The sequence below is a fragment of the Nocardioides exalbidus genome, assembly GCF_900105585.1.
GTDB classification, from domain to species: Bacteria; Actinomycetota; Actinomycetes; order Propionibacteriales; family Nocardioidaceae; genus Nocardioides; species Nocardioides exalbidus.
The window spans coordinates 52,607-67,452 of the sequence record NZ_FNRT01000001.1; the positions used below are offsets into that span (position 1 = coordinate 52,607).

Consider the following 14,846-nt stretch of genomic DNA (forward strand, 5'->3'; position numbering starts at 1 on the left):
ACCCGTCCACGCCGTCCACGGCCTCGGTCAGTAGCAGACCGCTCCGTGCGCGGCCGACTGGACGACCTTGCGGTACTTGCCGAGGACGCCGCGGGTGTACTTCGGCGGGAGCGGCTCCCAGCCCACGGCGCGCTCGGCCAGCTCGGCCTCGTCGACGTGGACGTCGATGGTCATGTTGGCGACGTCGAGGGTGATCTGGTCGCCGTCCTTCAGGAAAGCGATCGGCCCCCCGTCGCTGGCCTCCGGCGCGATGTGGCCGACGCAGAGGCCGGTGGTGCCGCCGGAGAAGCGGCCGTCGGTGATCAGCAGGACGTCCTTGCCGAGGCCGGCGCCCTTGATCGCACCGGTGATCGCGAGCATCTCGCGCATGCCGGGGCCGCCCTTGGGACCCTCGTAGCGGATGACGACGACGTCGCCGGCCTTGATCGCGCCCTCGCCGAGGGCGTCGAGCGCCTTGCGCTCGCCGTCGAAGACGCGAGCCGTGCCGGTGAAGGTCGAGTCGTCGAAGCCGGCGCTCTTGACCACGGCGCCGTCCGGAGCGAGCGAGCCCTTGAGGATCGTCAGGCCGCCGGTCGCGTGGATCGGCTTGTCGAGCTGGCGCAGGATGTCGCCGTCGAGCGGCTTGGGGTCGAGCTCGGCGAGGTTCTCGGCCATCGTCTTGCCGGTGCAGGTCAGCACGTCGCCGTGCAGGTGGCCGGCGTCGAGCAGGGCCTTCAGCAGCACCGGGATGCCGCCGACGCGGTCGAAGTCGGTCCACACGAAGCGGCCGAACGGCTTCATGTCGGCCAGGTGCGGGACCTTCTTGCCGATGCGGGTGAAGTCGTCGAGGGTCAGGTCGACCTCGGCCTCGCGCGCGATCGCGAGCAGGTGGAGCACGGCGTTGGTCGAGCCGCCGAGGGCCATCGCCATCGCGATCGCGTTCTCGAAGGCCGGGCGGGTCATGATCTGGCGGGCGGTGATGCCCTGGCGCAGCATGTTGACCACGGCCTCGCCGGACTTGTGGGCGAACCCGTCGCGGCGGCGGTCGACGGCCGGCGGGGAGGAGCTGCCGGGCAGGGACATGCCGATCGCCTCGGCGACGCTGGCCATCGTGTTCGCGGTGTAGGCCCCGCCGCAGGCGCCCTCGCCCGGACAGATCGCACGCTCGACCTTGTCGACCTCCTCGCGGGTGATCTTCCCGGCCAGGCAGGCGCCGACGGCCTCGAAGGCGTCGATGATCGTGACGTCGCGACCGTCCACCTGGCCGGGCATGATCGTGCCGGCGTAGAGGAAGACGCTCGCGAGGTCGAGGCGGGCGGCGGCCATGAGCATCCCCGGCAGCGACTTGTCGCAGCCGGCGAGCAGGACGGAGCCGTCGAGGCGCTCGGCCATCATCACGGTCTCGACCGAGTCGGCGATGACCTCGCGGCTGACCAGCGAGAAGTGCATGCCCTCGTGGCCCATCGAGATGCCGTCGGAGACCGAGATCGTGCCGAACTCGAGCGGGTAGCCGCCACCCGCGTGCACCCCGTTCTTCACGGCCTTGGCGAGCCGGTCGAGGGAGAGGTTGCAGGGCGTGATCTCGTTCCAGCTCGACGCGACCCCGATCTGGGGCTTGGCCCAGTCGTCGTCACCCATGCCTACCGCGCGGAGCATCCCTCGCGCAGCGGTGGCCTCGAGGCCGTCCGTGACGTCGCGGCTCCGGGGCTTGATGTCGGGTGCTGAAGGGGTCTTGGTCATGCCGTCAGGCTAGTCAACGCCCTCCCTGCTCCGGCGACGTGTCTCACGCTGCTGCTCGTCGTGCTTGACGTTGCTCGCGCCGCTCGTCGAGGTGCTCGGCCTCGGCAGCGCACTGCCTCAGCGACGGATGGTCGTCGGGCGTGCCCCACAGCTCCCGCTCGAGCGCGCGCCTCCATCGGGAGCGGCGGTAGCGGACCGACGGGTCGCCGGCCGCCTTGGACCGCCGCTTCCACTGGTAGTACTCGACCATCGTCGACTCCACGTCGGCCGGAGACCACCAGCCGGTGACCCGGAGGTCGACATGAGCAGGGAACCGGCTCCCGCCGTGCGTCCGAACCCCGTCGTCCCGCATCGGATCGACCTCCTGGTCGGCGTCGTCGAGGAGCACCAGCTCGAGCCGCGCCATCCGGAGCAGGTCGAGCAGGTCGGACACGCGCGGGCTCGTCCGTCCCGTCTCCCATCGGGCCACCACCGACTGCGACACCCCGAGCAGGTCCGCGAGCCCCCTCTGCGAGACCTCGAGGATGCGTCGGACCCGCCGCACGATCCCTTGGACGTGCCCGTCCACGGGTCCGGTGCGGAACCACGTCCACTCGTCCTCGGTCCACTCCTCCTGCTGGTCCAACCACTTCCTCAGGCTGCGCCTCTCCGCGACCGTCACCCGTGCCTCCTGCGTCGTCCGATGTCGTACGCCCATCCGAACGCGGTCGACCGACACCGCGCAGCGGCCATCCACAGGAGGGTCCCGGCCAGGCATCGGCGACGGCCCTGTGGACGATTGGTGGCCCGGAAACCAGGTCGTCGGACGGTCCGTGCACCGCGGCTCGTACGCCTGCTCGGCCGCGCTGGCTCGTGAGTCTCTGGCGGACTCACGTGCCAGTGCGCGCGTGAGCCGCGACTGGCACCCCTCCGGGCCTGCCGCGCCAGCCACCGCGGCCCTCCGACGTGAGTCTCCAGGAGACTCACGAGTGAGTGACGGCGATCGGGCGGAGCAAGGAGAGGCAAGGAGAGGCGAGCAGAGGTGAGGCGAGGAAAGGAGGACGTGACGCGGGTCAGGCCCGCTCGGCCTGCTGCTTGAGGGCGGCGAGGCCCTTCTCGAAGTCGCCGCCGATCGCCTTGTCGAAGAACAGCTTGCCCATGACCGACATGATCGCGCTGCGCTCGCCGGTCATCGTCCAGGTCACCTCGGTCGCCTCGCTCGCGGGGACGAGGCGGAACGTGGTGACGTTGGTGGCCTTGAACGGCTTGAGGAACACCAGGTCGACCACCACCGCGCCCGGGCTGGAGTCAGTGATCCGCATCTCGCCCTCGCCGGCCTTCTTGTTGCCGGACCAGCGGTACGTGGCCCCGACGCCGCGGTCGGGCCCGGTGTACTCGCGGTGGAGATCGGGGTCGACGCCCTCCCAGGGCGACCACTTCTGCCACTCACGGAAGTCGTCGAGGAGGGCGTGGACGCCAGCCGGCTCCGCCGCGATCCGGGTGCTGCGCGAGAGCGAGAAGTCGGCCATGGCGCGAGACTAGACCTCAGCCGAGGCGTGCGGCGCGGACCACCAGGACATCGGGCAGGTTGCGCGCGATCTCCTGCCACGACTCACCCTCGTCGGGAGAGGCCCACACGGCGCCGTTGCGACCACCGAAGTAGAGCCCGACCTCGTCGTGGTCGTCGACGCACATCGCGTCGCGCATCACCGCGGTGAAGTAGACGTCCGGCAGGACGCCCTCACCCAGCGGCTCCCACGAGGCGCCGGCGTCACGGGTCCGGTAGACCCGCGCCTTGCCGTCGACCGGCCACCGCGCCTCGGCGCCCGTGATCGGGAAGTTGTACGCCGTGTCGGCGCGGTGCGGGTGCGCCACCATCGCGAAGCCGAACTCGGTCGGCAGGCCCGGCGCGATGTCGTTCCAGGAGGCGCCGCCGTCGTCGGAGCGGTAGACGCCGCCGTGGTTCTGCAGGTAGAGCCGGTCGGGGTCCGCGCAGTCCCGCGCGACCTTGTGCACGCACTGGCCGAACTCGGGGTAGTTGCGCTCACCGGGGAAGAACTCCGCCTTGACCCCTTGGTTGGAGGCAGACCAGGACTCGCCGCCGTCCGCCGTGGCGTACACCCCGCCCGTCGACAGCGCCGCCAGGACGTGCCGACCGTCCCGGGGGTCGGGGAGGATCGTGTGGAAGGCCTGACCGCCGAAGCCCTCGTTCCACTCCTCGCGGTGCGGGTGGTCCCACAGGCCGCGCACCAGCGTGAAGGTCTCCCCCGCGTCGGTGGAGCGGAAGACCGCGCCCGGCTCGGTGCCCGCCCACACCACGTCGTCCTCGAAGCCCGGCTGCAGCTGCCAGACCCGGGCGAGGGACGCACCGGTGTCCTCCGGGAACCGGGCCGCGCCGTTGGGCGTGCCGTCCCACGTCGAGCCGAGGTCGTCCGAGCGCCAGACCTGCGGACCGAACCAGCTCGACGACGCGCCGGCCAGGAGCCGCGGTGTCGCCCGCCGGGTGTCGGCCATGACGGAGTAGACCTCCTCCATCGGGAAGTGCGGACCCGTCCATGCCCACGAACGACGTGCCTCGTCCGAGGTGCCCAGCCACAGGCCCTTCTTGGTACCCACCATCAGCAGGGTTCGCGTCATGGGAAGCCTCCTGGTCCTGCCCGGTCCGTCGCCGGGTGGGCCTCGACGCTACTCCTCCGACGAGACGGTGCGACAGGCCCGGGACCGCACTGAATAGGCTTGCTCGGTGACCCGACGCCCCAACCGTGCCCTGCTCGGGCCCGTGGGGCTGGTCCTGGTCGGCATCCTCTCCGTCCAGCTCGGCGCGGCGATCGCCAAGGGCCTGTTCGGCGAGATCTCGCCCACCGCGATGGTGTGGCTCCGGCTGGTCACCAGCTCGCTGGTCCTCGCCGTGGTCGTACGCCCCCGGCTGAGCGGCCGCAGCCGACGCGACTGGCTGGTCGTCGTCGGGTTCGGCGTCAGCCTGGCGTCGATGAACTGGGGCATCTACCAGTCGTTCTCCCGCATCCCGCTCGGCATCGCGGTGACGATCGAGTTCATCGGTCCCCTGACGCTGGCGCTCGTCGGTTCCCGGCGCGCGCGCGACCTCGTGTGGGTCGTCCTCGCCGGTGTCGGCGTCGTCCTGCTGGGCTTCCAGAAGAGCGACCTCGACCCGCTCGGAGTGGCGTACGCCCTGCTCGCCGGCGCGGCGTGGGCGGCCTACATCCTGCTCAGCGCGAGCACCGGCCGGCGGTGGGCCGGGTTCGACGGCCTCGCGGTCGCGAGCGTCGTGGCGGCGCTGGGCATGACCGTGCCGGCGCTCCTGGCCGCGGGCGGGAGCCTCTGGGACGGACGGATCCTGCTCCTCGGCGCGCTCGTGGGGCTCCTGAGCTCGGTCATCCCCTACAGCTGCGAGCTGGTCGCGCTGCGGAGCCTGCGTCCTGCGGTCTTCGGCATCCTGATGAGCCTCGAGCCCGCAGCGGCAGCGCTCGCGGCGATCGTCGTGCTCCACGAGCACCTCGCGCCGGTCCAGTGGCTCGCCATCGCCTGCGTCGTCGCCGCGAGCATCGGTGCCACCCGTTCCGGGTCCGCCCTCGGCGAACCACCCGGCCACGACACCGACCACGACTCCGGAGAGCGTGCGGCCGCACCCGGCACACTGGCCACATGAGAACGCGACCCGGACCGTCTCGCCTCGTGCTCACCGTGCTCGCCCTCACGCTGCTTGCCGCGACCGGCTGCTCCTCCAGCGACACCCCCGAGTCGATCCCGCGCATCACGCAGCCCACCGACGTCCCGTCGCAGCCGACCCCCACCGAGAAGCCGAGCGCGGACGGGGGCGGCAACGGCGGCGGCAACGGCGGGGCCGGCGCAGCGCCCGAGGCCCTCGGCACCCTGGTCGACCAGCTCGAGGTCCCGTGGGGCGTCGACTTCCTCCCCGACGGCGACGCGATCGTCACCGAGCGGATGTCCGGCACCGTCCTCGAGGTGGCCCCCGACGGCACCCGCAGCCGCCTCGGCGGGATCACCGCGGCCGTCCCCCAGGGTGAGGCCGGGCTGCTCGGCGTCGCCGTGTCGCCCGACTACGACAGCGACCAGACCCTCTTCCTCTACGTGACCACCGGCACCGACAACCGTGTGGTCAAGGCGGTCGTCGACGACGGCCGGCTCGGCGAGCCCACGGTCGTCCTCGGCGGCATCCCCGCCGGCTTCATCCACGACGGTGGCCGCATCGCGTTCGGCCCGGACGGCTACCTCTACGTCACGACCGGCGAGACCGGCGACCCCGAGCTCGCCCAGGACCCCGACAGCCTCGCGGGCAAGATCCTCCGGATCACCCCCGACGGCGACCCCGCCCCGGGCAACCCCCGCGCCGGCTCGCCGGTGTGGTCGCTCGGGCACCGCAACGTGCAGGGCCTCGCCTGGGACGACGAGGGCCGGCTGTGGGCCTCGGAGTTCGGCGACTCGGAGTTCGACGAGCTGAACCTGATCGAGAAGGGCGGCAACTACGGCTGGCCGGAGGTCGAGGGCAGCGGCGGCGCGCCGGAGTTCATCGACCCGCAGCTCGTGTGGCCGGTCGAGCAGGCCTCCCCCAGCGGGTTGGCGTACGCCGACGGCCACCTCTGGATGGCCGGGCTGCGCGGCCAGCGGCTGTGGCGGATCGACGTCACCGCGGCCGGGAAGGCAACCAGGCCGAAGGCGTTCTTCACCGAGGACTACGGCCGCCTGCGCACGGTCGTGACGGCACCTGACGGCGTCCTCTGGGTGACCACGTCCAACCAGGACGGGCGCGGCAACCCGACCCCCGCCGACGACCGGATCATCCGCATCCGGCCCTGACCCTCGCTCGTGAGTCTCCTGGAGACTCACGACCCAGCGAGCGGCTGCGCCCCCGTCTGGTGGAGCAACGGCGACCCCGCCTCGACGGCGAACGACGCGCGGGTGAAGACCGGTGCGCCGGGCTCGTGGACATAGGGCAGGTTGCGGTAGTCGGCGTCCAGCCGGCCGGCGGTGAAGGTGAGGTTCACGTAGCCGCGCAGCTCGTTCCAGAACTTCACCTGCGGATTCGTACGGGCGTAGCGGTAGCCGCCGTCGGAGGTGTCCTCGCCGTCGCCGTTGGTCGACACCGAGGTGGTGATGATCTCCGGCACGGCGACCGACGACGGGTCCTCGTGGTCGCGCCACACCTCGGTGGCGAACGAGTCGTGCACGTCGCCGGTGAGCACGACCGGGTTCGCCGCCTGGGCCATCGAGTCGAGCACCCGGTCCCGGCACGACGGGTAGCCGTCCCACGTGTCCATCGAGAGCCGGTCGATCTCGACCGGGCTCAGCTCGAGGCGACCGAACGGCACCTGCTGGCCGAGCACGTCCCAGGTCGCGGTCGACGTGCGCAGCCCCTCGTCGACCCAGGCCTCCTGCGGCGCGCCGAGGATGGAGCGGTCCGGCTCCCAGGTCTCCTCGCACGTGCCCATGCCGTCACCGCACGCCTGGGGGTCGCGGTACTGCCGGGTGTCGAGCATGTGGAACGTCGCGAGCCGGCCCCACTGGAAGCGGCGGTTCGCCTTCATGTCGGGCCCCTGTGGGAAGGCCGAGCGGCGCAGCGGCATGTTCTCCCAGTAGGCCCGGAGCGCAGCGGCACGCCGGTCGCCGAAGCCGTCGCGGCGCGTCGTCGTACCAGGGCTCTCGTCGGCCCAGTTGTCGCTGACCTCGTGGTCGTCGAACACGGCCACCCACGGCGCCGTCGCGTGGAGGAGCTGGAGGTCCTCGTCGGTCTTGTACTGCGCGTGCCGGCGCCGGTAGTCCGCGAGCGTGACCGTCTCGGGCCCCTCGTGGTGGCGCACGTTGCCGGTCTTGGCCGGCTCGAAGTCCGGGTCGTACTCGTACATGTAGTCACCGAGGTGCAGCACGAGGTCGGGCTCGTCCTCGGCCATCCGGCGGTAGGCCGTGAAGTAGCCGTGCTCCCACTGGGCGCACGAGGCGTACGCCACCGCCAGCGCGGCCGGTGCCGACTCGGGACGAGGGGCCGTGCGGGTGTGGCCGACGGGCGAGAGGTGGCGACCGAGGCGGAAGCGGTACCAGTGGTCGCGGTCCGGCTCGAGGCCGGACGGCTCCAGGTGGATCGAGTGCCCCTGGGCCGGGCCGGTGCGGACCCTTCCCCGACGGACCACGCGCCTGAAGCCCGGGTCGGTCGCGACCTGCCAGGCGACCTCGCGGACCGACTGACCCATCCCGCCGAGGCCGTCGTCGTCGAGCGGCAGCTGGGCGAGGCGGGTCCAGAGCACGAACCCGTCCGGCGACGGGTCGCCGCTCGCGACCCCGAGACTGAACGGGTTGTCGAACGGGGTGACGGCCGCTGCCGTCGGCCGCAGGTCGATCGGTGGCCCGGTCATCCCCGGGAGGAACGTGACGCCGGCGGCGACAAGGCCGCCCTTGAGCAGTACCCGCCGAGAGGTCTCCACGTCCCCCGAGGGTGTCGGTCGACCTTGGCCGCCGGACGACCCGTCGGTGACGTGTCGACGTCACCTCGGTTGCGCGTTGGGTGGAGGCCCTCGTCAGCCCGGGCGTACGACGGCGCGTCGCGCGGCGCGTCGCAGCGTGGTGAGGATCGCGGGTCCGAGGACCACGATCGCGAGGCCGGTCGTGATCGCCCGCCCGGTGTCCCACCCGCCGGTCGAGGTGATCAGCGTGTAGACGAGGAACCGGTGCGCGTTCTCGAGCACGGGCGCGCCGGCGACGTAGGCCAGGGAGCCCTCGTGGCCGGGGACGGCGATGCCGAGCGTGAACGGCCACGAGCTGAGGTTCATCAGCAGGCCGAAGAGGTACGAGGCCACGACGGCGTACGCGACGAGCATGACGATCTCCGCCCGCCCGGTCACCCGCCGCGGCAGCAGGCCGGCGCACATGCCGACCCACGCCGAGCAGATCATCTGGAACGGCAGCCACGGACCGACCCCGGCGGTGAGCAGGGCGGAGGCGAACAGCGACGTGCAGCCGAGCACGAAGCCGAAGCCCGCCCCGAACACGCGTCCGCCGAGCACGAGCAGGAAGAAGACGAGCTCGATGCCGGCGGTGCCCGCTCCGAGGCCGCGCAGCACGGCGTTGATCGCCGACAGGACGCCGAGGACCGCGAGCACCCGCGAGTCCATGCCGCCCTCCCCCATCTCGGCGAGGACCATGACCATCACGACCGGCAGGAGGGCGAGGAAGAAGAACGGCGGCTCGACCCGGTCCCCCGGCTGGGCGTCGAGCAGCAGCGGCCAGCAGAGCATCATCAGTCCGGCCAGCGAGGCGAGCACGAGGACCGCAGCCGTGCGCGGGCCGATCGGCAGCGCGACGCCGGGCGCGGCGCCGGGCCGGGTCCGCTCGACCGTGCTCATCGCGCGTCCTCCTCGGCGTCCGGGCCGTCGAGCGCCGTGGCGACCTCCTCGACGACGAGCCACGGCGCGCCCAGCACCTTGGTGACCTGCGGGGCGAACGACGGCGACTCGGCGAGCACCCGCTGCGGCGAGCCGGAGGAGACGACCTCGCCCTCGGCCATCACGACGACCTCGTCCGCGACGTGGGCGGCGAACTCGACGTCGTGGGTGGCCAGCAGCACGGCGCGGGCGTCGGCCGCGAGGTCGGCGACGATGCGGGCGAGCTCCGCCTTGCCGGCGTAGTCGAGCCCGCGGGTGGGTTCGTCGAGCAGCACGACCGGCGGCCGCGCGGTGAGCACGATCGACAGCGCGAGGGCCAGCCGCTGGCCCTCGGAGAGGTCGCGCGGGTGGATCGTCGGGTCGATGCCCGGGGCCAGCCGGTCGAGGAGTCCGCGGCAGGTGCCGGCCGCGGCCCCGGCGCCGGTGTCAGCCGCCGCGCACTCGTCGGTGACCGACTCGAGGTAGAGCAGGTCCGCGGCGGTCTGCGGCACCAACCCGACGTGCGTACGACGCTGCGCGAGGGCGAGGTCGGCCGGGTCGTCGCCGGCCACGTGGACCGTCCCGGACCGCCGCTTGCCGGTGCCTTGCAACGCCCAGATGAGGCTGGACTTCCCCGAGCCGTTGCGCCCCATCAGGACCGTGACGCGGCCGGCGCCCAGGGTGAGGTCGAGGTCGCGCACGGCGACGTGCGAGCCGTGGACGACGCTCACCCCGCGAGCGACGAGGAGGGGGGCGGCTCGGGGCGGCTCGGGCGGGGTCGGCGGGGCCAGGTCGGGCAGGCCGCGGGCCTGGCGACGGGCGTCACGCACCGTCAGCGGGAGCGGGCTCCAGCCGACGAGCCTGCCCAGCTCGACGAGCGGTGGCGCGACGGGTGAGTCGGCCAGGACCTCGTGGGGGGAGTCGACCCGGATGCCTCCGTCGCCGGTGACGAGGCAGATCCGGTCGGCGAACGGCACGACGCGCTCGAGCCGGTGCTCGGCGAGCAGGACGGTCAGGCCGAGGTCGTGGACGAGCCGGGTGATGGTGGCGAGGACGTCCTCGGCGGCGGTGGGGTCGAGCGCCGAGGTCGGCTCGTCGAGCACCAGGACCCGGGGGTGCATCGTGAGGACCGAGCCGATCGCGACGCGCTGCTGCTGACCGCCGGAGAGGGTGCGCAGGTCGCGCGAGCGGAGGTCGGCGATCCCGAGCAGGTCGAGCGTCTCCTCGACCCTCCGGCGCATCGTCCCGGGGGCGGTGCCGACCTGCTCCATGCCGTAGGCGAGCTCCTCCTCGACCGTGTCGGTGACGAAGCCGGCGAGCGGGTCCTGGCCGACGTAGCCCACCACGTGGGCGCGTTCGCGCGGCGGCTGGTCGACGATGCTGGCGCCGTCGAGGAGCACGTCGCCGGTGAGCACGCCTCCGGTGAAGCGGGGCACGAGTCCGGTGACCACGCCGAGCAGGGTGGACTTCCCGACGCCGGTGCGGCCGGACACGAGGACGAGCTCGCCCTCGTCCAGGCTGAGGTCGACGCCGCGCAGCACCTCGCGCTCGTCGTAGCGGAAGCCGATGCCCCTCAGGTCGATCATGCCGCCACCCCCGGGCGGGCCGGCTCGCGCTGGGCGAGCGCGCTGGCCGGGACCGGCGTCGCGACGGCAGGGATCGTGCCGAGCACGCCGACGAGGAGGGCCAGGGGCGAGAGGTACGGCGCCACGTCGCCCCCCGGGTAGGCGACGAGGACCTGCGTGTGGCCGACGTACCACCCGAGGACAGCGACGGCGAGACCCGTCGAGACGGCGACCGCCTCCCCCGCCCGCCACGGGTCCGGACGGTAGCGGGTGCGCTGCACGCGGCGTCCGGCGCTCGCGAGCCCGAGCACGGCGACGACGACGCCAGCACCGAGCATCGGCAGGGCGAGCACGCGGGGCGCGGTCGGGTCGAGCCAGGCGTACGTCCCCACGCAGATGCCGGTGAGCGCCAGGAGCAGCAGTCCGCCGGTGACCCGGCGCTCGCGATCGCTCGCGCCGCCGGAGCGTCCGTAGCCGCGGGTGTCCATGCCGGCCGCCAGGGCCAGCGAGCGCTCGAGCGCGTCCTCGAGCACCGGGACGAGGAAGCGGCGCAGCCGCCCGACACCCGTCGTCGTACCGCCCCGGAGGGCCTGGGCCGCACGCACTCGGCGGGCGCTGTCGGCGAGCTGCGGGAAGATCGTGACCGCCACGACGAGGGCCGTGCCGATCTCGTAGAGCGCCGGCGGCACCGAGGCGAGCAGCCGCTTGGGGTTGGCGAGCGAGTTGGCCGCGCCGACGCAGAGGATGATCGCGGCCAGCCGGAGGCCGTCGTACAACCCGGCGAGGACCGCCTCGCTCGTGACGGGCCCGAGCAGGCGCACGCCCGCCGCCCAGTCGGGGAGCGGGACCTCCGGGAGGTCGAGCAGGACGTGGCCGAACTCCTGGCCGCCGAAGAGGATCCGGAACACGACGCGCAGCACCACGGTGACCGCTGCGAGGAGCGCGTACAGCCGGAACGAGCGGCCGAACGGGTGCCCGGAGCGGCGCGCCACCACCACGGCCGTCGCCGACCCCATCACCAGGAGGAGGAGCAGCGGGTTCGTCGTCAGCGAGGCGGCGGTCGCGAGCCCGATCGCCCACACCCACCAGGCGACCGGGTGCAGGTCGCGCGGCAGCTGTCGGGTCAGGGGTGCCGTCCCGGGCACGCGGGTCAGGCTCCCCGGCGTCGGCGCGCGACCAGTGCGCTGACCAGGATGCCGATCGCGAGGAGCGCGACGACGCCCCAGGTCACGGGTGCGGGGACCCGGCCGGGCTGGTCGTCCTCCGCTCCGCTCGCCCTTGAGTCTCCAGGAGACTCAGAGGCGGGGCCGGACGGCTCGGAGCCCGCACTGGGGCTTGAGTCTCCTGGAGACTCAGTGGCAAGGGACGGTTCCTCGGAGGCCGAGCTCGCGCCGTCGCTCGGCTGTGAGTCTCCAGGAGACTCACTGGCCAGTGGCGACTGCGACGCGCTCGCGGACGGCGACCCGGAGGATGATTCGGAGGGGAACTCCGATGCCGACGGCGAGCCGGACGGCGTGGCCGACGGTGAGGCCGAGGGCGAGGTCGTCGACCCCGATCCGCCACCCTTGCCGCCCTTGCCACCCTTGCCGCCGCCCGGGGTCGGGGTGGCGGTCGGCGAGCTCGAGCCCCCGCCGCCGGAGCCGCCCGTCGGCGTGGCCGACGGCGACGAGGTGGGCGTGGGCGTCGACGTCGGGCTGGGCGAGGCGGGGTTCACGGGTGGTGCCACACCGGGAGGTACGGCGGAGCCCGACGGGCGGTCCTGCTGCCAGGACCAGCCGACCGAGCCGCCGGCGGGGACGGTCAGACCGCCGACGCCGGACGACGAGTACGTCCACGAGGCCCGGGTCCCGTCGGCCCACCACAGGCCCCACGTGGCGTTGGCCGGCGACGTGTTGGTGCAGGGGTCCTCGGCCGGAGCGTCGTTCACCCGGCAGACGAAGCCCGGCTGACGGGTGGCGTACGTGAGGCGGACACCCACCGACTGGAAGATGGCGGTCGCGCTCTTCCCGCCGCCGTCGGGCGCGCACTCGGTGAGGATGCCTCCGCCGAGCTCCCGGAAGTCCACGACGACGCTGACGCCGCCTCCCGAGGTGCACGTCGCGGCTGAGGCTGCGGACACCCAGGCGGAGGGTGCGAGCAGGACGGAACCCCCGCCCAGCACGGCGAGTGCCAGTGCCCGGGCGAGGGGTCGCGTCCAGGAGGAGATCACGTCCAGATCAGCCCTTGGCGATCTTGAGCCAGAACCGGGTGGTGGCCGGCTCGGCACCCTTCGCGGTCTGCACGGCCTTCACCTTGACCTTGCCCGAGGCGAGCAGCGCCCGACCGGGCTTGGTGAGCTTCAGCACGAGGTCCTTCTCGCCACCCGGTGCCACCCGGTAGCTCCGCTTGGCGAGCACGACGACCTTCTTGCCCGTCGCCAGCTTCACCTTCGAGGCGGTGCTCACCTTGAGCTTGCCGGTGCACGCCACAGCGGCGTCGCACGTGACAGCGAGGGAGAACTTCCTGCCGTCGACCTTGACGGTCCTCGGTGCGTCCACCGCGCCGACGGACGGAGCAGCAGGTGTCGGAGCGAGCGAGGCGATCGTCGACGCGCTGACAGAACCACCGAGGGTCGTGAGGGTGACGGTGCGCGGACCGGCGCCGGCCGGCAGGTCGAGGGCGACCGTGACGGGCGATCCCGTGCCGGTCACCGGCTTCGCGGTGGACCCGAGGCTCACGCAACCAGGCTCACCGGCGCCGAGGCCGGACACCGTCACGCTGACTGCGGACTTCTCGGTCGCGGTGGCCGGGACGGCCAGCGCGGGAGTGCCGGTCGCGACCGGCACGCTGGCCAGTGCGGGCAGGGCCTGCGCGGTGGCACGGCGCGCACGCTCCCGGGCCGGGACGGACAACGCTCCGGCGGTACGAGCTGCCGAGAGGTCGTCGGGCTGGTAGAGCACCGCGCCGTTGACCCCGGCGAGGGTCGCGCTGCAGGGGGCGAGATCGGCGACCTGGAGTCCGCGCAACCACGTCGCCGCCCTGGTCGCGGCGCCGTCCTGGCCGGCCTCTGCCAGCGCCCAGGCAGCCAAGCCGGTGGAGTTCGCGTTGACGCCCACTGCGCCACCGGAGAACGACCCGTCGGCGAGCTGCTGGCCCTTGAGCCAGCTGGCAGCGAGGTACGCCGCGCCCTTGGCCGCCGCGGATGCGCCGGGAGTGTCCAGGATGTTGATCACCGTGAGAGCCGTCGAGTCGACGCTGCCGACGTCGGTGTCGTCGACGCAACCCTGCTCGGCGGCGGCCTTGTCGAACGCGAGATCCGCACGGAAGAAGCCGTCGTCGCACTGCTGGTCGAGCAGGAAGGCCGTCGCGTCGCTCGCGCGGAGCGAACCGGCCGTCGTGAGGGCTCGCGCGGCGAAGGACTGGCCGATGACGTTGACGAAGTCGGCGTCGTACGGGCTCGTGGTGTCGACCCCGGCATCCTCCAGCCGCCCGTTGGTTCCCGGAGCCGAGGAGACGAGGCCGGCCAGGCGAGCCACCTGGTCCGTGCCTCCGTACGCGGTCGGGTCCTGGCCGGCCGCCTGCACGACGCTCACCATCTTGGCGACGCTGCCGGCATAGACGCGTCCGGGCGTGAACGGATCGCCGACCCAGGACTCGACGTCGGGCTCGATCGCGTCCACGATTCCTGCCACCGCGGCAGGCTGGCCGACTGCGTCCAGTGCGAAGGCGACGTCGGCAGACAGTCCGAGGTCGTCGTAGTCGTACTCGTCGTTGTGCAGGATCCCGCCAGTGAGCTGGCTCTTCAGCCAGGTGGCTCCGGCGGAGACGGCTCGGTCCCCGGCGGGATGGGCCTGCGCGGGCGCAGGGAGGGTCGCGAGCGACGTGGCGACGAGCGCGGCCGCCGCGAGTCCAGTGAGGCGCTTCATGGGTTCCTTCCCCCGCTGCGACAACGAGGGCCGGGCTGGTCCAGGCTCCTCGCTGCGTTCCTCGACAGCGATGGTGTTCAGGACGCGTCGAGCCGGGTGCTCCGGCTTGCACGGGATCCCTCCCGTGCCCACGGTTGCGGGTCAGCGCCGGACTCGGACCGGCTTTCCCCTGCTCGGGCGTTTCGGTGCCGCCCCGGTCGGGTGCGGCCAGCGAAGCGTAACCCCGGGTCCGATCCGGACGCACGTCGGCCCGGCGCCACCGATGAGGGGTGGAGCGCCGGGCCGAA

At 72.9% G+C, this 14,846-nt stretch carries 12 protein-coding genes; 2 read left to right on the forward strand and 10 right to left on the reverse strand.

All coding sequences use genetic code 11. The features are described from left to right. Positions 1-27 precede the first annotated feature (27 nt). The 4 genes from ilvD to BLV76_RS00285 form a co-directional block, all read right to left on the reverse strand. Positions 28-1,719, reverse strand: coding sequence for a dihydroxy-acid dehydratase (gene ilvD / locus BLV76_RS00270; RefSeq protein ID WP_090967334.1), 1,692 nt, complete (start codon positions 1,717-1,719; stop codon positions 28-30). Between the two features lie 43 nt (positions 1,720-1,762). Continuing rightward, positions 1,763-2,380 carry a helix-turn-helix domain-containing protein gene (locus BLV76_RS00275; RefSeq protein ID WP_175539500.1) on the reverse strand — a complete coding sequence of 206 codons (618 nt, stop codon included), beginning with the start codon at positions 2,378-2,380 and terminating at the stop codon, positions 1,763-1,765. A gap of 391 nt (positions 2,381-2,771) precedes the next feature. Then, positions 2,772-3,227 carry an SRPBCC family protein gene (locus BLV76_RS00280; RefSeq protein WP_090967336.1) on the reverse strand — a complete coding sequence of 152 codons (456 nt, stop codon included), beginning with the start codon at positions 3,225-3,227 and terminating at the stop codon, positions 2,772-2,774. 16 nt (positions 3,228-3,243) lie between these two features. After that, positions 3,244-4,335 (reverse strand): WD40/YVTN/BNR-like repeat-containing protein, encoded by a 1,092-nt coding sequence (locus BLV76_RS00285; RefSeq protein ID WP_090967337.1) that lies wholly within the window; start codon positions 4,333-4,335, stop codon positions 3,244-3,246. A 106-nt stretch (positions 4,336-4,441) separates the two neighbouring features. Between BLV76_RS00285 and BLV76_RS00290 the strand changes: the two genes are divergently transcribed. Then, positions 4,442-5,365 carry an EamA family transporter gene (locus BLV76_RS00290; protein WP_245734473.1) on the forward strand — a complete coding sequence of 308 codons (924 nt, stop codon included), beginning with the start codon at positions 4,442-4,444 and terminating at the stop codon, positions 5,363-5,365. Beyond that, positions 5,362-6,534, forward strand: a complete 1,173-nt coding sequence (locus BLV76_RS00295; protein ID WP_090967338.1) for a PQQ-dependent sugar dehydrogenase — start codon at positions 5,362-5,364, stop codon at positions 6,532-6,534. The genes BLV76_RS00290 and BLV76_RS00295 overlap by 4 nt, the downstream gene beginning before the upstream one ends. A gap of 26 nt (positions 6,535-6,560) precedes the next feature. Here BLV76_RS00295 and BLV76_RS00300 read toward each other — a convergent pair whose 3' ends face one another. The 6 genes from BLV76_RS00300 to BLV76_RS00325 all read right to left on the reverse strand — a co-directional run bounded on the left by BLV76_RS00300 (position 6,561) and on the right by BLV76_RS00325 (position 14,559). Further along, complete coding sequence (locus tag BLV76_RS00300; RefSeq protein ID WP_217630214.1) at positions 6,561-8,153, reverse strand: alkaline phosphatase D family protein; 1,593 nt, start codon at positions 8,151-8,153, stop codon at positions 6,561-6,563. Positions 8,154-8,246: 93 nt separating this feature from the next. Next, positions 8,247-9,071 carry an ECF transporter S component gene (locus tag BLV76_RS00305; protein WP_090967339.1) on the reverse strand — a complete coding sequence of 275 codons (825 nt, stop codon included), beginning with the start codon at positions 9,069-9,071 and terminating at the stop codon, positions 8,247-8,249. Continuing rightward, positions 9,068-10,675, reverse strand: a complete 1,608-nt coding sequence (locus BLV76_RS00310; RefSeq protein WP_090967340.1) for an ABC transporter ATP-binding protein — start codon at positions 10,673-10,675, stop codon at positions 9,068-9,070. Before BLV76_RS00310 ends, BLV76_RS00305 begins: the two co-directional genes overlap by 4 nt. Beyond that, positions 10,672-11,799: an energy-coupling factor transporter transmembrane component T gene (locus BLV76_RS00315; protein WP_090967341.1), complete on the reverse strand. Its 1,128-nt coding sequence runs from the start codon at positions 11,797-11,799 to the stop codon at positions 10,672-10,674. The genes BLV76_RS00310 and BLV76_RS00315 overlap by 4 nt, the downstream gene beginning before the upstream one ends. A gap of 5 nt (positions 11,800-11,804) precedes the next feature. Then, complete coding sequence (locus tag BLV76_RS21925) at positions 11,805-12,773, reverse strand: hypothetical protein (RefSeq protein ID WP_139306410.1); 969 nt, start codon at positions 12,771-12,773, stop codon at positions 11,805-11,807. A gap of 97 nt (positions 12,774-12,870) precedes the next feature. Continuing rightward, positions 12,871-14,559, reverse strand: a complete 1,689-nt coding sequence (locus BLV76_RS00325) for a prenyltransferase/squalene oxidase repeat-containing protein (RefSeq protein ID WP_090967343.1) — start codon at positions 14,557-14,559, stop codon at positions 12,871-12,873. Between the last annotated feature and the right edge of the window lie 287 nt (positions 14,560-14,846).

Coding starts and splice junctions, on each gene's coding strand:
- ilvD (WP_090967334.1), bottom strand. CDS start 1,719: ATGACCAAGACCCCTTCAGCACCCGACATCAAGCCCCGGAGCCGCGAC.
- BLV76_RS00280 (WP_090967336.1), bottom strand. CDS start 3,227: ATGGCCGACTTCTCGCTCTCGCGCAGCACCCGGATCGCGGCGGAGCCG.
- BLV76_RS00285 (WP_090967337.1), bottom strand. CDS start 4,335: ATGACGCGAACCCTGCTGATGGTGGGTACCAAGAAGGGCCTGTGGCTG.
- BLV76_RS00295 (WP_090967338.1), top strand. CDS start 5,362: ATGAGAACGCGACCCGGACCGTCTCGCCTCGTGCTCACCGTGCTCGCC.
- BLV76_RS00305 (WP_090967339.1), bottom strand. CDS start 9,071: ATGAGCACGGTCGAGCGGACCCGGCCCGGCGCCGCGCCCGGCGTCGCG.
- BLV76_RS00310 (WP_090967340.1), bottom strand. CDS start 10,675: ATGATCGACCTGAGGGGCATCGGCTTCCGCTACGACGAGCGCGAGGTG.
- BLV76_RS00325 (WP_090967343.1), bottom strand. CDS start 14,559: ATGAAGCGCCTCACTGGACTCGCGGCGGCCGCGCTCGTCGCCACGTCG.